Origin of the sequence: Klebsiella sp. 1SOBk10mer (genome assembly GCF_046602535.1) — a bacterium.
GTDB classification, from domain to species: Bacteria; Pseudomonadota; Gammaproteobacteria; order Enterobacterales; family Enterobacteriaceae; genus Klebsiella; species Klebsiella quasipneumoniae.
Map to the genome: position 1 here is coordinate 323,603 of NZ_JBKIUP010000006.1, position 18,262 is coordinate 341,864.

Annotated in this window: 18 protein-coding genes; 10 read left to right on the plus strand and 8 right to left on the minus strand. The window is 59.8% G+C overall.

The annotated features are described in order from the left end of the window. Window positions 1-103 precede the first annotated feature (103 nt). A complete protein-coding gene (gene gcvP, locus ACLH1I_RS17850) occupies window positions 104-2,977 on the plus strand; it encodes an aminomethyl-transferring glycine dehydrogenase (protein ID WP_048295577.1) in 2,874 nt (957 codons plus the stop codon). A gap of 61 nt (window positions 2,978-3,038) precedes the next feature. Next, a complete protein-coding gene (locus ACLH1I_RS17855; protein ID WP_043520930.1) occupies window positions 3,039-3,782 on the plus strand; it encodes an SDR family oxidoreductase in 744 nt (247 codons plus the stop codon). A 194-nt stretch (window positions 3,783-3,976) separates the two neighbouring features. Here the strand turns inward: ACLH1I_RS17855 and ACLH1I_RS17860 are convergent, their stop codons facing one another. The 6 genes from ACLH1I_RS17860 to ACLH1I_RS17885 form a co-directional block, all read right to left on the minus strand. Beyond that, window positions 3,977-4,480, minus strand: coding sequence for a protein disulfide oxidoreductase (locus ACLH1I_RS17860; RefSeq protein ID WP_004205308.1), 504 nt, complete (start codon window positions 4,478-4,480; stop codon window positions 3,977-3,979). Then, the gene (locus ACLH1I_RS17865; protein ID WP_017899795.1) at window positions 4,470-5,081 is read right to left on the minus strand and encodes a DsbA family protein; all 612 of its coding nucleotides are present in this window, start codon (window positions 5,079-5,081) and stop codon (window positions 4,470-4,472) included. The genes ACLH1I_RS17860 and ACLH1I_RS17865 overlap by 11 nt, the downstream gene beginning before the upstream one ends. Window position 5,082: 1 nt before the next feature. Continuing rightward, complete coding sequence (locus tag ACLH1I_RS17870; RefSeq protein WP_198079816.1) at window positions 5,083-7,083, minus strand: protein-disulfide reductase DsbD family protein; 2,001 nt, start codon at window positions 7,081-7,083, stop codon at window positions 5,083-5,085. 49 nt (window positions 7,084-7,132) lie between these two features. After that, window positions 7,133-7,492, minus strand: coding sequence for a hypothetical protein (locus ACLH1I_RS17875; protein WP_017899797.1), 360 nt, complete (start codon window positions 7,490-7,492; stop codon window positions 7,133-7,135). A gap of 124 nt (window positions 7,493-7,616) precedes the next feature. Then, window positions 7,617-9,050 carry a 6-phospho-beta-glucosidase BglA gene (gene bglA, locus ACLH1I_RS17880; RefSeq protein WP_004205314.1) on the minus strand — a complete coding sequence of 478 codons (1,434 nt, stop codon included), beginning with the start codon at window positions 9,048-9,050 and terminating at the stop codon, window positions 7,617-7,619. Window positions 9,051-9,168: 118 nt separating this feature from the next. Continuing rightward, entirely contained in the window at window positions 9,169-9,897 is a 729-nt protein-coding gene (locus ACLH1I_RS17885; protein WP_004205316.1) for a MurR/RpiR family transcriptional regulator, read from the minus strand. 50 nt (window positions 9,898-9,947) lie between these two features. On the opposite strand from ACLH1I_RS17885, the gene yqfB reads away from it, so the two are divergent. Then, window positions 9,948-10,259, plus strand: a complete 312-nt coding sequence (gene yqfB / locus ACLH1I_RS17890; RefSeq protein WP_004144734.1) for a N(4)-acetylcytidine aminohydrolase — start codon at window positions 9,948-9,950, stop codon at window positions 10,257-10,259. Between the two features lie 162 nt (window positions 10,260-10,421). Further along, on the plus strand, window positions 10,422-11,081 hold the full coding sequence (trhA, locus tag ACLH1I_RS17895; RefSeq protein ID WP_004205319.1) for a PAQR family membrane homeostasis protein TrhA: 660 nt from the start codon (window positions 10,422-10,424) through the stop codon (window positions 11,079-11,081). A 104-nt stretch (window positions 11,082-11,185) separates the two neighbouring features. On the opposite strand, the gene ygfZ is transcribed toward trhA, so the two are convergent. Then, the gene (ygfZ, locus tag ACLH1I_RS17900; RefSeq protein WP_198079814.1) at window positions 11,186-12,169 is read right to left on the minus strand and encodes a tRNA-modifying protein YgfZ; all 984 of its coding nucleotides are present in this window, start codon (window positions 12,167-12,169) and stop codon (window positions 11,186-11,188) included. A 245-nt stretch (window positions 12,170-12,414) separates the two neighbouring features. Here ygfZ and sdhE point away from each other — a divergent pair, with 245 nt between their 5' ends. Next, the gene (gene sdhE / locus ACLH1I_RS17905; RefSeq protein ID WP_002916312.1) at window positions 12,415-12,681 is read left to right on the plus strand and encodes an FAD assembly factor SdhE; all 267 of its coding nucleotides are present in this window, start codon (window positions 12,415-12,417) and stop codon (window positions 12,679-12,681) included. Continuing rightward, window positions 12,662-13,072, plus strand: coding sequence for a protein YgfX (locus ACLH1I_RS17910; protein WP_004205323.1), 411 nt, complete (start codon window positions 12,662-12,664; stop codon window positions 13,070-13,072). Before sdhE ends, ACLH1I_RS17910 begins: the two co-directional genes overlap by 20 nt. 6 nt (window positions 13,073-13,078) lie before the next feature. Here ACLH1I_RS17910 and fldB read toward each other — a convergent pair whose 3' ends face one another. Next, on the minus strand, window positions 13,079-13,600 hold the full coding sequence (gene fldB, locus ACLH1I_RS17915) for a flavodoxin FldB (protein ID WP_004205324.1): 522 nt from the start codon (window positions 13,598-13,600) through the stop codon (window positions 13,079-13,081). Window positions 13,601-13,700: 100 nt separating this feature from the next. Between fldB and xerD the strand changes: the two genes are divergently transcribed. The 4 genes from xerD to prfB all read left to right on the plus strand — a co-directional run bounded on the left by xerD (window position 13,701) and on the right by prfB (window position 18,256). Beyond that, window positions 13,701-14,597 (plus strand): site-specific tyrosine recombinase XerD, encoded by an 897-nt coding sequence (gene xerD, locus ACLH1I_RS17920; RefSeq protein ID WP_004144729.1) that lies wholly within the window; start codon window positions 13,701-13,703, stop codon window positions 14,595-14,597. A gap of 22 nt (window positions 14,598-14,619) precedes the next feature. Beyond that, on the plus strand, window positions 14,620-15,333 hold the full coding sequence (gene dsbC / locus ACLH1I_RS17925) for a bifunctional protein-disulfide isomerase/oxidoreductase DsbC (RefSeq protein WP_002916301.1): 714 nt from the start codon (window positions 14,620-14,622) through the stop codon (window positions 15,331-15,333). 5 nt (window positions 15,334-15,338) lie between these two features. After that, on the plus strand, window positions 15,339-17,072 hold the full coding sequence (recJ, locus tag ACLH1I_RS17930) for a single-stranded-DNA-specific exonuclease RecJ (RefSeq protein WP_004205327.1): 1,734 nt from the start codon (window positions 15,339-15,341) through the stop codon (window positions 17,070-17,072). Window positions 17,073-17,157: 85 nt separating this feature from the next. Beyond that, window positions 17,158-18,256 (plus strand): peptide chain release factor 2 gene (gene prfB, locus ACLH1I_RS17935; RefSeq protein ID WP_095858446.1). Its coding sequence is split into 2 segments (ribosomal slippage): window positions 17,158-17,232 and window positions 17,234-18,256, totalling 1,098 coding nucleotides; the frame shifts between segments, so codons are not numbered across the junction. Window positions 18,257-18,262 lie beyond the last annotated feature (6 nt).

Here is an 18,262-nt window from a genome sequence, read left to right on the forward strand (position 1 = left end):
CGCGCGAATGATTTTGCGTATTCCGGCCCGGTAAGCATCAGCGCTTGCCGGGCAAACCAGTCAGACAATCACGATTCACCGCACGTTTCAGGAACCATCGCTCATGACTCAGACTTTAAGTCAGCTTGAAAACCGCGACGCCTTTATTGAACGTCACATTGGCCCGGACGCTCAGCAGCAGCAAGAGATGCTGAAGACCGTCGGCGCGGATTCGCTTAACGCCCTGATCGGCCAGATTGTGCCGCAGGATATCCAGCTGGCGACCCCACCGCAGGTGGGCGACGCGACAACCGAATTCGCCGCGCTGGCAGAGCTGAAGGCGATCGCCGGTCGCAACAAGCGCTTCAAGTCTTACATCGGCATGGGCTACACCGCCGTGCAGCTGCCGCCGGTTATTCAGCGCAACATGCTGGAAAATCCGGGCTGGTATACCGCCTATACCCCTTACCAGCCGGAAGTCTCCCAGGGCCGCCTGGAATCGCTGCTCAACTTCCAGCAGGTCACTCTCGATCTCACCGGGCTGGATATCGCTTCCGCTTCGCTGCTCGATGAAGCGACCGCCGCCGCCGAAGCGATGGCGATGGCCAAACGCGTCAGCAAACTGAAAAACGCCAACCGCTTCTTCGTTGCCGCCGATGTCCATCCGCAAACCCTGGACGTGGTGCGCACCCGTGCGGAAACCTTCGGCTTCGACGTGATCGTCGATGACGCCGACAAAGTGCTCGATCACCAGGATGTCTTCGGTGTGCTGCTGCAGCAGGTGGGCACCACCGGCGAAATCCACGATTACAGCAAACTAATCGCCGAGCTGAAAGCGCGCAAAGTGATAGTCAGCGTCGCCGCCGACTTTATGGCGCTGGTGCTGCTGACGGCGCCGGGCAAGCAGGGCGCGGATATCGTCTTCGGCTCCGCCCAACGCTTCGGCGTGCCGATGGGCTACGGCGGCCCACACGCGGCCTTCTTCGCAGCGAAAGATGAATTCAAACGCTCCATGCCGGGCCGGATTATCGGCGTATCGAAAGATGCGGCGGGTAACACCGCGCTGCGCATGGCGATGCAGACTCGCGAACAGCACATCCGCCGCGAGAAAGCGAACTCCAACATTTGTACCTCGCAGGTGCTGCTGGCCAACATCGCCAGCTTGTACGCGGTTTTCCACGGCCCGGCGGGTCTGAAACGTATCGCAGGCCGCATTCATCGCCTGACCGACATTCTGGCCGACGGCCTGCAGAAGAAAGGGCTGAAGCTGCGCCATGCGCACTACTTCGACACCCTGTGCGTGGAAGTGGCGGATAAAGCCGCGGTGCTGGCGCGTGCCGAAGCCCTGCAGATTAACCTGCGCAGCGATATTCACGGCGCGGTGGGCATTACGCTCGACGAAGCAACCACCCGCGAAGACGTGCTCAACCTGTTCCGCGCCATCGTCGGCGACGATCATGGTCTGGACATCGATACCCTGGATAAAGACGTGGCGCTGGACAGCCGTTCCATCCCGGCGGCGATGCTGCGCGACGATGCGATCCTCACCCATCCGGTGTTCAACCGCTACCACAGCGAGACCGAGATGATGCGCTACATGCACGCCCTGGAGCGTAAAGATCTGGCGCTGAACCAGGCGATGATCCCGCTGGGTTCCTGCACCATGAAGCTGAACGCCGCGGCGGAGATGATCCCGATCACCTGGCCGGAATTCGCTGAGCTGCACCCGTTCTGCCCGGTCGAGCAGGCGGAAGGGTATCACCAGATGATCGCCCAGCTCTCCGACTGGCTGGTGAAACTGACCGGCTATGACGCCGTCTGCATGCAGCCGAACTCCGGCGCGCAGGGCGAATATGCTGGCCTGCTGGCGATTCGCCACTATCACGAGAGCCGCAACGAAGGCCATCGCGATATCTGCCTGATCCCAAGCTCCGCGCACGGCACCAACCCGGCTTCCGCGCAGATGGCGGGTATGCAGGTGGTGGTGGTTGCGTGCGACAAAAACGGCAATATCGATCTCGCTGACCTGCGTGAAAAAGCAGAGCAGGCGGGGGCGAATCTCTCCTGCATCATGGTCACCTATCCGTCGACCCACGGCGTATATGAAGAGACCATTCGCGAAGTGTGCGAGATCGTGCACCAGTTCGGCGGCCAGGTTTACCTTGACGGCGCTAACATGAACGCCCAGGTCGGGATCACCTCTCCGGGCTATATCGGCGCCGACGTTTCGCACCTCAACCTGCATAAAACGTTCTGCATTCCGCACGGCGGCGGCGGCCCGGGTATGGGCCCAATCGGCGTGAAAGCGCACCTGGCGCCGTTCGTGCCGGGTCACAGCGTGGTGCAGATTGAAGGGATGTTGACCCGTCAGGGCGCGGTTTCCGCCGCGCCGTTCGGCAGCGCGTCCATCCTGCCGATCAGCTGGATGTATATTCGCATGATGGGCGCGGAAGGGCTGAAGCAGGCGAGCCAGAACGCGATCCTTAACGCCAACTACATCGCTACCCGTCTGAAAGACGCCTACCCGGTGCTCTACACCGGTCGCGATGGTCGCGTGGCGCACGAATGTATTCTCGATATTCGTCCGCTGAAAGAAGAGACCGGCATTAGCGAACTGGATATCGCCAAGCGTCTGATCGACTTTGGCTTCCATGCGCCAACCATGTCCTTCCCGGTAGCGGGTACGCTGATGGTTGAGCCGACGGAATCGGAAAGCAAAGTGGAGCTGGACCGCTTTATCGACGCGATGCTGGCGATCCGCGCGGAAATCGACCGCGTCAAAGCCGGTGAATGGCCGCTGGAAGACAACCCGCTGGTGAACGCACCGCACACCCAGGGCGAGCTGGTGGGCGAGTGGAACCATCCGTACAGCCGCGAGCTGGCGGTATTCCCGGCGGGTCTGCACAACAAATACTGGCCGACGGTGAAGCGTCTGGACGATGTGTACGGCGACCGCAACCTGTTCTGCTCCTGCGTACCGATGAGCGAATACCAGTAAGTTTGCGTATTATCTATACTTTTAAAGGCGCTGCGGCGCCTTTATTTTTTGGAGGGAAGGTATGGGAATCGCTCTGATAAGCGGCGCGAGCCGCGGAATAGGCCGGGCGACGGCGCTGCTGCTGGCGCAGGAAGGGTATACCGTGGCGGTCAATTACCATCACAACATTAATGCCGCCACCGAGGTGGTGAATACCATTTTGGCGTCTGGCGGCAAAGCCACGGCGCTGCGGGCGGACATCAGCGATGAAGCGCAGGTGATGGCGATGTTTGAGGCGATTGACCGCATGGGCGAGCCGCTGACGGCGCTGGTCAACAACGCCGGGATCCTCTTTACCCAGTGTACGGTGGAGAGCCTGAGCGCCGAGCGTATTAACCGCGTGCTGGCGACCAACGTCACCGGCTATTTCCTCTGCTGCCGCGAGGCGGTCAAGCGCATGGCGCATCGGCATGGCGGTAAGGGCGGGGCGATAGTTAACGTGTCGTCGGCGGCCTCGCGCCTTGGCGCGCCGGGAGAGTACGTTGACTATGCCGCGTCGAAAGGGGCGGTGGATACCCTGACCACCGGGCTGGCGCTGGAGGTGGCGGCGCAGGGGATCCGGGTCAACGGCGTCCGTCCGGGGCTGATTTATACCGAAATGCACGCCTCCGGGGGGGAACCGGGGCGCGTGGATCGAGTGAAAGGTTCGCTACCGATGCAGCGCGGCGGCCAGCCGGAAGAGGTCGCTCAGGCCATTGCCTGGCTGCTGAGCGACAAAGCGTCGTATGTGACGGGTAGCTTCCTTGAACTGGCGGGCGGGAAATAACCCGTAGATGTCTATTGCCCGGCGGCGCTGCGCTTGCCGGCCCTACGGGGTCAAAGCCGAATGGTAGGCCGGGTAAGGCGTAGCCGCCACCCGGCATAAAAACCGCTAAAGCCCGACGGTCTAACAGGAGGCCGGCCACAGCCTCAGTACCCGTAGCCCGGCTAAGCGCAGCGCGAGCCGGGTAACCCGGCGGCCTACCAGGAGGCCAGCCACAGCCGCAGGCGCATTCCCCAACTGCTGGTCCAGCCGGTGGTAACCGACTTCACCTCGCCTCGATAAATCACCACCAGCGTTGGCGTCACCCGAATATCCCACTGCCGCGCCAGCTGGCCGCTCGGGTCATTTACCGTCGGCAGCGTCAGTTTCTTTCTGGCAAGCCACGTCTCCAGCGCGGCGTTATCGCCGGAGCGCAGGGCCACCGTCAGCACATTGCCGCCGTCGGCGGCAAGCGATGCCACCGACGGCGTGGTGTAGCGACAAACTCCGCACCAGGTGGCCCAAACGTACAGCAGCAGCGGCTTTTGCTGGCTCATGGCGTTCAGATCCACCGTCCTGCCGTCGAGGGCGTGCAGCGATGTGGCGCTGACGTTTTGCGGCAGCGCGGGCTGGCGAAAATAATCCACCGCCAGGCTCACCGCCGCGCCAATCAGCAGCCACACCGCCAGCTCGCGCAGCCAGCGCCTGATTTTACTGGCCACGGGCTTTCGCCAGCTGCTCTTTCACCAGCCCCTCCAGCTCATCAGCAGGGATCGCGCCGGCCACCATCTGATCGCCGATGATGGTCGCCGGGGTGCCCTGAATATTCAGCACCTGCGACAAAATCAGGTTCATCTTCAGCGAATCCATGGTCTTGTCATCGATATTTACACTATCGGTGGCGGTTTTCTTCTGCGCCGCGGCGATGCTGGCGTCATCGTGATAGCCTTTTTTCGCCATCAGCCGCTGATGCAGCGCCCAGAACTTATCGGGCTGCTGGCGCCAGGTCGATAGCGCCGCTTTGGCGGCATTGACCGAACTTTGCCCCTTGAACGGCAGCAGCTTAACGATCAGCTGAATGTCCGGGTTATCGTGGACGATTTTTTCCAGCAGCGGATCAAACTGTTTGCAGTAAGGGCAGTTGTAATCGGTAAACGAGACGATCGTCAGTTTTGGCGCTTTCGCGCCGGTGCGCGGGCTGTTCGGATCGTTAAACAGCAGCTGCGCCAGCTGGTCATTAGCGTTTGCTTGTGGTTCTTCCGCCGGGGCGGCGAAGCTGAAGGCGGATATGCACAGCAGCAATAAGGCGGTGATAGCTCTCATGTTATTTTCCTTGGGCGACGGACAGGGTGGCGAGAAGGTGTTCGCGATCTAACAGCGCAGGCAGGATCTCTCCCTGCGGCGATCCCGGTCCGTAAATCTGGTTAAACGGCACAGCGGCGCTGCCGCGAGTGGTTAAAAACTGACTAATCGTGGCGGAGGGGCGGCTCCAGTCGCCGCGCAGGGCGACCACGTCCGGCGCTAACAGCGCCTGCTGGACGTCATCGCGCAGCAGCACGTTGTATTTATTGGCTTTACAGGTCACGCACCAGTCGGCGGTGACATCAATAAACACCCGCTTATGTTCCGCCAGGGCGCTGGCGATAGCCTGCTCGCTGAGCGGCTGCCAGTTAACCCGGTCGCGGCGCGGGCCCTCGCCGTCAGATCGGGAGACTAAGGCGACGGCGCCCGCCACCACGATGGCCAGGGCGCCCGCGCGCAGCGCCGTCCGCCAGCGGTAGCGCCAGGCGGTGGCCACTAGCAGGGCGATGGACAGAATTACCAGCAGGGTAAGCACCGGCGTACGGCCGATGTGGATCGTCAGCAGGCTGACCAGCCATAGCGCTGAACCAAGCATCATTAGCCCCAGCAGTACGCGCAGATGATTCATCCAGCGGCCGGGACGTGGCAGTCGTTGCGCCAGCCCCGGCCAGGCAACGATCAGCAGCCACGGCAGGCTCATGCCGATCCCCATGGCGAAGAAAATGCCCCACAGCAGCGGCAGAGGCGCCACCAGCGCCACCGACACGGCGGTGCCAAGGAACGGCGCGGTGCAGGGGGTCGCCAGCAGGGTGGCGAAGGTGCCCTGCCAGAAATGGCCCATTAAGCCGTTGCCGCCGCGGGTGGCGAGGAAGGTACTGGCGCTGGAGGAGAGGCGGATTTCGAACAGCCCCAGCAGACTGGCGCTGAACAGGATCATCACCAGCGCCATGGCGCCGATAAACCACGGGCTCTGGAACTGGATCCCCCAGCCGAGCGCCTGATTACCCAGGCGTAGCGCGGTCATCATCAGCGCCAGCGCCAGGAACGAGACGACGATCCCGCACGCCGAGGCGAGGAACTGTCGGCGTACCGCGCCGCGTTCGCGATGTTCGGTTTGCACCAGCGAGCCGAGCTTCATGGCCAGCACTGGCAGCACGCAAGGCATCACATTGAGGATAAGCCCCCCGGCCAACGCCATCAGCAGCACCCAGCCTAACGTCAGCTCCGGCGCGGCGCTGATGGCGATCTGGCTTTCCTGCGCCTGGCCGCTATCCGCCAGCACCAGCGACAAGGTTTTACCGCGCAGATCCGGTGCCGCTTCGCCCCAGCTATCGGTGACCGGTATGGTGGCGGTCAGCGTATCGCCGCGGCTGGTAAAGCTCGGCTTGCCGAAATCGACATCCTCCATGCTGTCGATAAACAGCGCTGGCTGCTGCCAGCCGGCATCGCGGCGAGCGGTCACCGTCAGTTTGCCGCTGACGTAGCTGGCGGTCAGCTGCGAAGTCAGACCATCGCCCAGCGGCAGCGTGCCCATCGCGCGGGTGAAATCGTAGCCAAAACCCTCCCCTGGCGGGGCCGTCATATCCAGCGAAAAGGGATAGTCAGTAAGAATGCAGACATTGCTGCAGGTGGATAACGTCAGTACGCCGCTGAGCGTCGGTGGTATCTTCCCGCGCAGCGTCATCGGGAAGCTGACGTCACCGTGATAGCCCTGAGTGGAAATGCCCGCGACGTCGAAGCGCTGCGGCGTCGGCCAGCGCCAGTCAACCTCCAGCGGCGTGTGCCAGGCGATAGCCGGCGCGATGCCGCCTTCCCCCGGCGAGCGCCAGTAGGTTTTCCAGCCCTTTTCCAGCGCCACGTCTAAAAGCAGGCGGGTATCGCCATTGCTCTCGGTTTGCGCCCGCAGGCGGACGCTGGCGTGTTGATTGTCGGCGGCGCGTAGCCAGCCGCTGTCGGCGGCCTGACTGACGGGCAGCCATAGCCAAAGCAGGCAGACCAGTAGTCGCCTGAATAACATAGACATAAATTTGCTCCATAAATGATGAATTAACCTGAACTGTCAGGAAAATCAGTCACTCACGGAAGACGCATAATCGCAGATGCACCCGCAATCGGGGCGGGGAGATAACGCGGGGAGGCCACTGGCGCTCGATACGCGGCGGGATCGCCGCCAGCACCGCCAGCAGCAGGGTGATAGCCAACAGCGCCCCTTCAAACAGCATCGGCGGGACGGCCATCAGCGACTTGGCGCTGAGTTCGCACGGCGTGACCGGCGCGTCGGCTTTATCCTGGGTTTGCTGTAGTGACGGGCTGTCGGCGGTGAGGTTCATGACCAGCGCGTGCATCCCGGCCATTCGCTGGGCGGTGCAGACCAGCACCACCAGACAGGCCAGGAGGACAAAAAGAATGGCTTTACGTTGTCGCTTAATCATGAGCGCCTCAAATATTCACGAGGCCTATCTTATCGGGCGAACGCGTTTTGGCAATGGTAAAGCTGTAAAGAAGTGTCTGGCAGATAAGCGATTTGCCCTCTCCCGGCCGGGAGAGGGCGGTCAATTACAGATTCTCGCCGTTGCTGGCGATGACTTCTTTGTACCAGTTAAAGCTCTTCTTGCGCGAGCGGGACATGTCGCCGGTGCCGTCGTCGTGTTTGTTGACGTAGATGAAGCCGTAGCGTTTGCTGTACTGCCCGGTAGTGAAGGAGACGCAGTCGATGCAGCCCCATGGGGTATAGCCCATCAGATCGACGCCGTCATAAGTGACCGCTTTGATCATCTCTTCGATGTGGGCGCGCAGATAGTCGATGCGGTAGTCATCGTTGATGCTGCCGTCGGCTTCGACTTTATCGTAGGCGCCAAAGCCGTTCTCGACGATAAACAGCGGCTTCTGGTAGCGCTCATACAGTTCACACAGGGAATAGCGCAGACCGACCGGGTCAATCTGCCAGCCCCAGTCGGAGGCTTTGACGTGCGGGTTCGGCACGCTGCCTTCGAAGCCGGAAATGGCGTCGCCGGTGCCGCCTTCGGCTTTCACCGCGTTGGTCATGTAGTAGCTGAAGCCGAGGTAAGCGCAAGTGCCTTCGCGCAGGATCTGCGCATCGCCATCTTCCATCTTGATGTTGAAGCCGCGGCGCTCCCACTCATTCAGCACATAGCTCGGGTAGTAACCGCGCAGTTGGACGTCGGTAAAGACGTAGCGCTCGCGCATCGACTCCTGGGCAAACATGACATCTTCCGGTTTGCAGGAGTAAGGGTAGAGGGCGACCATCGCCAGCATGCAGCCGACCTGCATGTCCGGGTTGATGCGCCGCGCCGCTTTCACCGCCAGCGCGCTGGCGACGAACTGATGGTGCAGCACCTGGTACATGGTCTCTTCCGGATTGTCATGCTCGGTATAGACCACCCCGGAGCAGCAGTAGCCGAACAGCGGCGCGCGCCAGTTGCGCTGGTTGTTGATCTCGTTGAAGGTCATCCAGTATTTCACTTTGTGCTTATAGCGCTCGAAAACCACTTCGGCAAAGCGCACAAAGAAATCGACCACTTTGCGGTTGGTCCAGCCGCCGTACTGCTGCACCAGGTGCAGGGGCATCTCGAAGTGGGAGAGGGTGATCACCGGCTCGATGTTGTATTTCAGCAGCTCGTCGAACATGTCGTCGTAGAACTTCAGTCCCTCTTCATTCGGCTGGGTTTCGTCACCCTGCGGGAAGATGCGGGTCCAGGCGATGGAGGTGCGGAAGCATTTGAAGCCCATCTCGGCGAACAGTTTGATGTCTTCTTTGTAGCGGCCGTAGAAATCGACCGCTTGGTGGTTGGGGTAATATTTGCCGGCTTCCACCTGGTGGGTGATTTCACGCGGCACGCCGTGCGCCCCGCCGGTCAGCACGTCGCAGATGCTGGGGCCTTTGCCGCCCTGATCCCAGCCGCCTTCAACCTGATGCGCGGCAACCGCGCCGCCCCATAAAAAATCTTTCGGAAGGGTTAATTTTTTCATCCTGGCTAATCTCTCTAATAACTATTGCGCTCGAGTCTAGCAAAGTGAAATTGAATGTCACGATATAACAAATTTCTCCAAAGGTAATATGTTACATCAAAAAAACAGGCTGTTATTTTTAGCTGATTTTGCGCGCTAATTTACGCCCGAGCGATTCGAGAATATAGATCACTGGAATTTGCGTGGTAATATCGTAGACGCCGCCAATGCGGGTCTGCGGGACGTGCCAGGAGAGATTGAAATCGGCCAGTTTGGCCAGCCGCGAATGCTCGTGACTGGTAATCGACATCACCTTGCAATGATGCAGGCTGAACTGGCTGGCGAAACGCAGGATCTCTTCTGTTTCGCCGGAGACGGAAAGCACGATCGCCAGCGCGTTGCGGGCCATATCGTTGGTTACCGGAAAATAGGGGTCGTCAATATGGTTGCTGAATTTACCGACGTTGGAGAAGAAACGGGCGCCATATTTCGCCAGCGCGCCCGAGGTGCCGGCGCCGACAAAAATAATACGTTCTGAGGCGAGAATAATATCGACGGCCTGGTCTAGTAATCCATCGAACTCGTCATTATTAACGCTTTTAAAAAAGCTCATGATTTCGCTGGCGCCGATATTTGCCTGTTGAGGCTCGTTCTGCTCAAGATATAATTTAAAACGTACGCGAAATTCAGAGTAGCCCTCGCACTGCAGTTTGCGGCAGAAGCGCAACACGGTGGTGGTGGAGACGCCGGCGGCTTCGGCCAGTTCGCGGATGGTCATGTACATCACTTTGTCGCGATTCTTTATGACGTAGTGGTAGACCATCATCTCAAGATTATTGAGACTGGCGACAGCGGCGTGGGAGAACATACTCACAGTGGCGAACTCACAATTCATAATGACCAGGACGGAATTATATCATGCAGGCCAATGACATTACCTTTTTTCAGCGTTTTCAGGACGACATCCTCGCCGGGCGCAAAACTATCACCATTCGCGATGCGGCGGAGTCGCACTTTAAGCCCGGCGATGTGCTGCGCGTCGGGCGCTATGAAGACGACGGCTATTTTTGCACCATCGCCGTGACCGCGACCTCGACAGTGACCCTCGATACGCTGACCGAACAGCATGCTCAACAGGAGAATATGACCCTGGGGCAGCTGCGGCAGGTCATCAGCGACATCTATCCTGGCGAGAGCCAGTTTTATGTCATTGAATTCAAAACGCTTTAAGGTAAGCAGGAACAGCTGTGAGTTGAAATAAAAATTTAACCTTTTGATTTTAATGTATTTACAAATATACATCTTTTTATTTTAGCTAACAGGTGTTCACTGGAATCATTCTCAGTTACCCTAAGTGAGCAATGAAAGCGTTCTTGTTTTCAGGAGTCCAATATGGTGCGCAAACCATTAATCACTCAGGGATATTCTCTGGCAGAGGAAGTTGCCAACAGCATCAGCCACGGGATCGGGCTGGTGTTCGGTATCGTCGGGCTCGTGCTATTGCTGGTGCAGGCGGTGGACACCAACGCCAGCGCGACGGCGATCACCAGCTACAGCCTGTACGGCGGCAGCATGATTATGCTGTTCCTCGCCTCCACGCTCTATCACGCGATCCCGCATCAGCGGGCGAAACAGTGGCTGAAGAAATTCGACCACTGCGCTATCTACTTGTTAATCGCCGGGACCTATACGCCGTTTTTGCTGGTGGGGCTGAACTCGCCGCTGGCGAAGGGGCTGATGATCGTCATCTGGAGCCTGGCGCTGCTGGGGATCCTGTTTAAGCTGACCATCGCGCACCGCTTTAAAATTCTGTCGCTGGTGACCTATCTGACCATGGGCTGGCTGTCGCTTATTGTGGTCTATCAGCTGGCGGTGAAGCTGGCGGTGGGTGGCGTAACGCTGCTGGCGGTTGGCGGGGTGGTGTACTCACTGGGGGTCATCTTCTACGTCTGCAAACGTATTCCCTATAACCACGCTATCTGGCACGGCTTCGTGCTCGGCGGCAGCGTGTGTCACTTCCTGGCGATCTATCTTTACATCGGCCAGTCCTGATAAACATCCCACGGTGGCGCTGCGCTTACCGTGGCTACGATATTCTGCGGCCGGGTAGCCCGGCTAAGGCGAAAGCGCCGCAAGCCGGGAGTCATAACGCTTAATTACACGTCTTCCAGCGAATAGGGCAGCGGTTCGATGCGTAGGCTTCCGGCATCGTCGCGCACGCGGAAGATGCTGTCCGGCTCCATATCGTTATTCATCACCACCTGCACCAGCAACTGGCCATCATCCAGCTGAACCGCCGCAAGCACCGTACCGGTGCGGCGCCAGTTGTCGCCCATCTTCAGCTCCAGGTCTTCCCCGGCTTCCGGCACCCGGCTGGCGGTACCTGACAGCGTCCACAGCGCGCGCTTATTGGCGCCGCGGAATTTCGCCCGCGCCACCATCTCCTGACCTGTGTAGCAGCCTTTTTTGAAGCTGATGCCGCCCAGCGCCTGCAGGTTGGTGGCCTGCGGAATGAACTGCCCGCTGTTGGCGCTGTCGATAACCGGCAGACCGGCTTCAATATTCAGCGCCAGCCACTGCTGGCTGTTGTTGAGCTGCGCTTCGCCGCGCAACGCGTCGGTGACGTGGTTGGCGGTGTCGACATCGGTCACCAGCAGGAAGCGCTCGCCCGGGTGTTCAAACCACAGCAGGCTGGTGGCGCCTTCGCTGACCACCGGAGTGGCGGCGTCGGGCAGAGCGGCGAACAGCGGCGCCAGCGCGGCGCGCGCCTGGAAGCCGGCCACCCCCAGCAGAACCAGATCGTCGTTGGCGGCGATGGTGACTTTGGAGAAGACGGCATATTTTTTCAGCTCGGTCAGCTGCGCGTCGCGCAGGCTGCGGCGTTCAATCCACGCGAAGCCGCCGTCGCGACGGAATACGCGCAGGTTGCTCCACATCTTGCCTTTGGCGTCACAGTGGGCGGCAAGCAGATGCTGAGCATCGGTGAGACTGCTCACATCGGCGGTAATCTGCCCCTGCAGGTATTTTTCGCTGTCTGGCCCGCTAATCGTCGCCAGCGCCCAGTCATCCAGGGTCATCAGCGTTAACGGCAGACGAGCGGAAGAGGAAGGCTGACGCGGAGGAAAAGGTGTAAAAGCCATAGTCATATCCTGAATCGCTTAACGCAGTGTGTGTGACCAATGGTAAAAGAGCTATAGTGCATTGCAAGTGCTTTCAACAGGCCATTTGTGCGCTGACGTTTGGTGAAGGCCCGGCGCGGGAAAACAATAAGCCCATCATTATTTTATGGTTTTTATGGAAGGATGCTCGCATTCAGCGATATTCCTGTAAAGTTACGGCAGAAAACGGGTTAAACTAACCAATATTTTGCTGCTGGAAGGTCAACATGGACATTAACAATAAAGCTCGTATCCACTGGGCATGCCGCCGCGGGATGCGCGAACTCGACATCTCCATCATGCCGTTCTTTGAGTATGAGTACGATACCCTCAGCGACGCTGACAAACAGCTGTTCATTCGCCTGCTGGAAAATGACGATCCGGATCTATTCAACTGGCTGATGAACCATGGCAAACCGGCCGATGCGGAGCTGCAGCGGATGGTAACCTTAATTCAGACACGGAATCGGGAACGTGGTCCTGTGGCAATCTGATCTCCGTATCTCCTGGCGCGCGCAGTGGTTTTCTCTGCTGCTCCACGGCGTTGTGGCGGCGCTGGTGCTGCTGGTTCCCTGGCCGTTAAGCTACACCCCGATCTGGCTGCTGCTGCTGTCGCTGGTGGTCTTTGACTGTGTGCGCAGCCAGCGACGGATCCATGCCCGTCGCGGGGAGATAAAACTGCTCACCGATTCCCGGCTGCGCTGGCAAAACGCCGACTGGGAGATCCTCGGGACGCCGTGGGTTATCAATAGCGGTATGCTGCTGCGTTTGCGCCATGTCGATACCCGGCGCGGACAGCATCTTTGGCTGGCGGCGGACAGCATGGACGCCGGAGAGTGGCGCGATCTGCGCCGGCTGGTGCTGCAAAAACCGGCGCAGGAGTAAGCCGCGTCAGGAAAAGTGTTCGGCCATTTCGCCGAGGATCTGCTCGCACCAGCTCTGGATGCGCTCGTCGCTCAGGTCGTACTGGTTGGTTTCATCCAGCGCCAGGCCAACGAACAGTTGGCCATCCGCGATCACCGGTTTCGGGCTGGTGAACTCATAGCCTTCGGTTGGCCAGTAGCCGACAAACTTCACGCCTTTGGTCGCCAGCTTGTCATGCAGCATGCCCAGCGCGTCAAGGAACCATTCGCCGTAGCCCAACTGATCGCCCATGCCGTAGAGCGCGACGATTTTGCCCTCCAGGTCCAGGGTGTCCAGCTGGTCCCAGACCGCTTCCCAGTCTTCCTGAATTTCGCCGAAATCCCAGGTCGGGATGCCGAGGATCAGTACGTCGTACTGGCTCATCAGCGCGGGGGAGTCATCTTTCAGATTGTGCAGCGTCACCAGCTCGGGGCCGATGATATCGCGGATTTTCTCCGCGGCCATTTCGGTATAGCAGGTACTGGAGCCGTAAAACAGACCTATATTCATCGCGTAAACATCTCGATTCTTGCCGTGAATGGCGGGCAGTGTACCAGAAAGGCGTCCTCTTAAGGCATAATGAGAGCGTTTAACGAACAAAGAGGCCGATGTGAAACAGGATCTGGCACTAATCGAACAGTTTCTCGATGCCCTTTGGCTGGAGCGCAACCTGGCGGAGAATACGCTCAGCGCCTATCGTCGTGATTTGACGATGCTCGTGGAGTGGCTGCACCATCGCGGTCTGTCGCTGGCAAGCGTCGGCAGCGACGACCTGCAGGCGCTGCTGGCCGAGCGGCAGTCCGGCGGCTATAAAGCCACCAGCACCGCGCGCCTGCTGAGCGCTGTGCGTCGCTTCTTCCAGCATCTGTACCGGGAAAAAATTCGCCCGGACGACCCCAGCGCGCTGCTGGCCTCGCCAAAGTTGCCGCAGCGGCTGCCGAAGGATCTCAGTGAGGCGCAGGTTGAGCGTCTGCTGCAGGCCCCGCTGGTGGAGCAGCCGCTGGAATTGCGCGATAAAGCGATGCTGGAGGTGCTGTATGCCACCGGCCTGCGCGTTTCGGAGCTGGTGGGGCTGACGATGAGCGACATCAGCCTGCGACAGGGCGTGCTGCGGGTGGTGGGGAAAGGCAACAAAGAGCGGCTGGTGCCGCTGGGGGAAGAGGCGGTACTGTGGGTGGAAAATTACCTCGAGTATGGTCGCCCCTGGCTGCTGAACGGCGTGGCGTCGGATGTCTTATTTCCCAGTCAGCGCGCCCAGCAGATGACGCGCCAGACCTTCTGGCACCGGATTAAACACTATGCCGTGCTGGCGGGGATCGACAGCGAAAAGCTCTCCCCGCACGTGTTGCGCCATGCGTTCGCCACGCATTTGCTCAATCATGGCGCCGACCTGCGTGTGGTGCAGATGCTGTTAGGACACAGCGATCTCTCCACCACGCAGATTTACACCCACGTGGCGACCGAGCGTCTGCGACAACTTCATCAACAGCACCACCCGCGGGCGTGAGTGCTGAATAAAAGGACTGAGTATGAAAAAAGGTTTATTGATGTTCACCCTGCTGGCGGCTTCCCTTTCCGGGGCGGCGCATGCCGATAGCGCGGCAATTAAACAGTCGCTGGCGAAGCTGGGTGTACAGAGCACCGATATTCAACCGTCGCCGGTTTCCGGGATGAGCACGGTGCTGACCGACAGCGGCGTGCTGTATGTCACCGACGATGGCAAGCACATCATCCAGGGGCCGATGTACGACGTGAGCGGCGCGCAGCCGGTCAACGTCACTAACCAGCTGCTGCTGGGGAAGCTGAACGCGCTGAGCAACGAAATGATTGTCTACAAAGCGCCGAAGGAGCAGCACGTCATTACCGTCTTTACCGACATCACCTGCGGTTATTGCCACAAGCTGCATGAGCAAATGAGCGACTACAACGCGCTGGGGATCACCGTGCGCTACCTGGCCTTCCCGCGCCAGGGGCTGCAGAGCCAGGCGGAGCAGGACATGAAGGCCATCTGGTGCGCGAAAGATCGCAACAAAGCGCTGGATGACGCCATGAACGGCAAGGGCGTGCAGCCGGCGAGTTGCAGCGTGGATATCGCCAAACATTACACCCTCGGCGTGCAGATGGGCGTCAACGGCACCCCGGCGATGGTCCTCAGCAACGGCATGGTGCTGCCGGGCTATCAGGGGCCGAAAGAGCTGAAGGCGTTCCTCGACGAGCATAAAAAACAGACAAGCGGTAACTGATTCGCGTGAAACAACAGATACAACTACGCCGCCGCGAGGCGGTTGACGGCGTCGATTTACCCGCCGATCTGCCGCCGCTGCTGCAGCGGCTGTATGCCAGCCGCGGGGTGCGCAGCGCCCAGGAGCTGGAGCGCAGCGTCAAAGGCATGCTCCCCTGGACACAGCTCACCGGCGTTGAAAAAGCGGTCGGGATGCTGCACGACGCATTCCAGAAAGGGCTGCACATTGTCGTGGTCGGCGATTTTGACGCCGACGGCGCCACCAGCACCGCGCTCAGCGTGCTGGCCCTGCGCGCGCTGGGCTACGGCAACGTCTCCTACCTGGTGCCGAACCGTTTTGAAGACGGCTACGGCTTAAGCCCGGAAGTGGTCGATCAGGCTCACGCCCGCGGCGCGCAGATGATCATGACCGTCGACAATGGGATCTCGTCCCATGCCGGCGTCGATCATGCCCATGCGCTGGGGATCCCGGTGCTGGTGACCGATCACCACCTGCCGGGGGAGACGCTTCCGGCGGCGGAGGCCATCGTTAACCCTAACCTGCGCGATTGCGACTTCCCATCGAAATCGCTGGCCGGGGTGGGAGTGGCGTTCTATCTGATGCTGGCGCTGCGCACCTTTCTGCGTGATAACGGCTGGTTCGACGCCCGCGGCATCGCCGCGCCGAACCTTGCCGAGCTGCTGGATTTGGTGGCGCTTGGCACCGTTGCCGACGTCGTGCCGCTGGATGCTAACAACCGTATTCTCACCTGGCAGGGGTTAAGCCGCATTCGCGCCGGCAAGTGCCGGCCCGGCATTAAGGCGCTGCTGGAGATTGCCAACCGCGATCCGCAAAAGCTGGCGGCCAGCGACCTCGGTTTTGCCCTCGGGCCACGCCTGAACGCGGCAGGACGTCTGGACGACATGTCGGTCGGCGTCGCGCTGCTGCTGTGCGATAACATCGGCGAAGCGCGCGTGTTAGCCAACGAGCTTGACGCGCTCAACCAGACGCGCAAAGAGATCGAGCAGGGGATGCAGGCGGAAGCGTTGACCCTGTGTCAACAGCTGGAACGCAGTAGCGACACCCTGCCCGGCGGGCTGGCGATGTACCATCCGCAGTGGCACCAGGGGGTGGTCGGCATCCTCGCCTCGCGAATTAAGGAACGTTTCCACCGGCCGGTGATCGCCTTTGCGCCCACCGGCGACGGCACGCTGAAAGGCTCCGGCCGCTCCATTCAGGGGCTGCATATGCGCGATGCGCTGGAGCGCCTTGATACGCTCTATCCGGGGCTGATCCTGAAGTTCGGCGGCCACGCGATGGCGGCAGGATTATCGCTGGAAGAGGCGCGCTTTGAGGAGTTTCAGCAGCGCTTCGGCGAGCTGGTGACCGAGTGGCTGGATCCCGCGCTGTTGCAGGGCGAGGTGGTCTCCGACGGCCCGCTGACGGCGGCGGAGATGAGCATGGAAGTAGCGCAGATGCTGCGCGACGCCGGGCCGTGGGGACAGATGTTCCCGGAACCACTCTTTGACGGCCGTTTCCGTCTGCTGCAGCAGCGGCTAGTGGGCGAGCGTCACCTGAAGGTGATGGTCGAGCCAGTTGACGGCGGCCCCCTGCTGGACGGTATCGCCTTCAACGTGGATACTTCCATCTGGCCCGACAACGGCGTGCGCGAAGTCCAGTTAGCCTACAAGCTCGACATCAATGAGTTCCGCGGCAACCGCAGCCTGCAGCTGATCATCGATCACCTCTGGCCAAATTGACAACAGTGTATGAATAAGGGCGCGAATCCGGTAGAATTCCGCTCTTATCACCGCATTTTGACAAATCCATTAAAAGAAACCGACCATGTTTGAAATAAATCCGGTAAAAAACCGCATTCAGGACCTCACGGAGCGCTCCGACGTTCTTAGGGGGTATCTTTGACTACGATGCCAAGAAAGAGCGTCTCGAAGAAGTAAACGCCGAGCTGGAACAGCCGGACGTCTGGAACGAACCTGAACGCGCTCAGGCGCTGGGTAAAGAGCGTTCTTCCCTGGAAGCCATCGTAGATACCCTGGATCAGATGTCCCAGGGGCTGGAAGACGTTGCCGGCCTGCTGGATCTGGCCGTGGAAGCGGACGACGAAGAGACCTTCAACGAAGCCGTCGCCGAGCTGGATACCCTGGAAGAGAAGCTGGCGCAGCTTGAGTTCCGCCGCATGTTCTCCGGCGAATACGACAGCGCCGATTGCTACCTTGATATTCAGGCCGGTTCCGGCGGCACCGAAGCCCAGGACTGGGCCAGCATGCTGATGCGCATGTACCTGCGCTGGGCGGAAGCGCGCGGCTTTAAGACCGAAATCATCGAAGAGTCCGAAGGTGAAGTCGCAGGGATTAAATCCGTGACCATCAAGATCATTGGTGATTACGCCTACGGCTGGCTGCGTACCGAAACCGGCGTTCATCGTCTGGTGCGTAAGAGCCCGTTCGATTCCGGCGGCCGCCGTCATACCTCCTTCAGCTCCGCGTTCGTTTACCCGGAAGTGGAAGACGATATCGATATCGAAATTAACCCGGCCGATCTGCGCATCGACGTATACCGCGCCTCCGGCGCCGGTGGGCAGCACGTTAACCGTACAGAATCCGCGGTGCGTATTACCCACATCCCGACCGGGTTGGTAACGCAGTGCCAGAATGACCGTTCGCAGCACAAAAACAAAGACCAGGCCATGAAGCAGATGAAAGCGAAGCTTTATGAGCTGGAGATGCAGAAGAAAAATGCCGAGAAGCAGGCGATGGAAGACAACAAGTCCGATATCGGCTGGGGCAGCCAGATCCGCTCTTACGTGTTGGATGACTCGCGTATTAAAGATCTGCGTACCGGGGTGGAAACCCGCAACACTCAGGCGGTGCTCGACGGCAGCCTGGACCAATTTATCGAAGCAAGTTTGAAAGCAGGGTTATGAGGAACC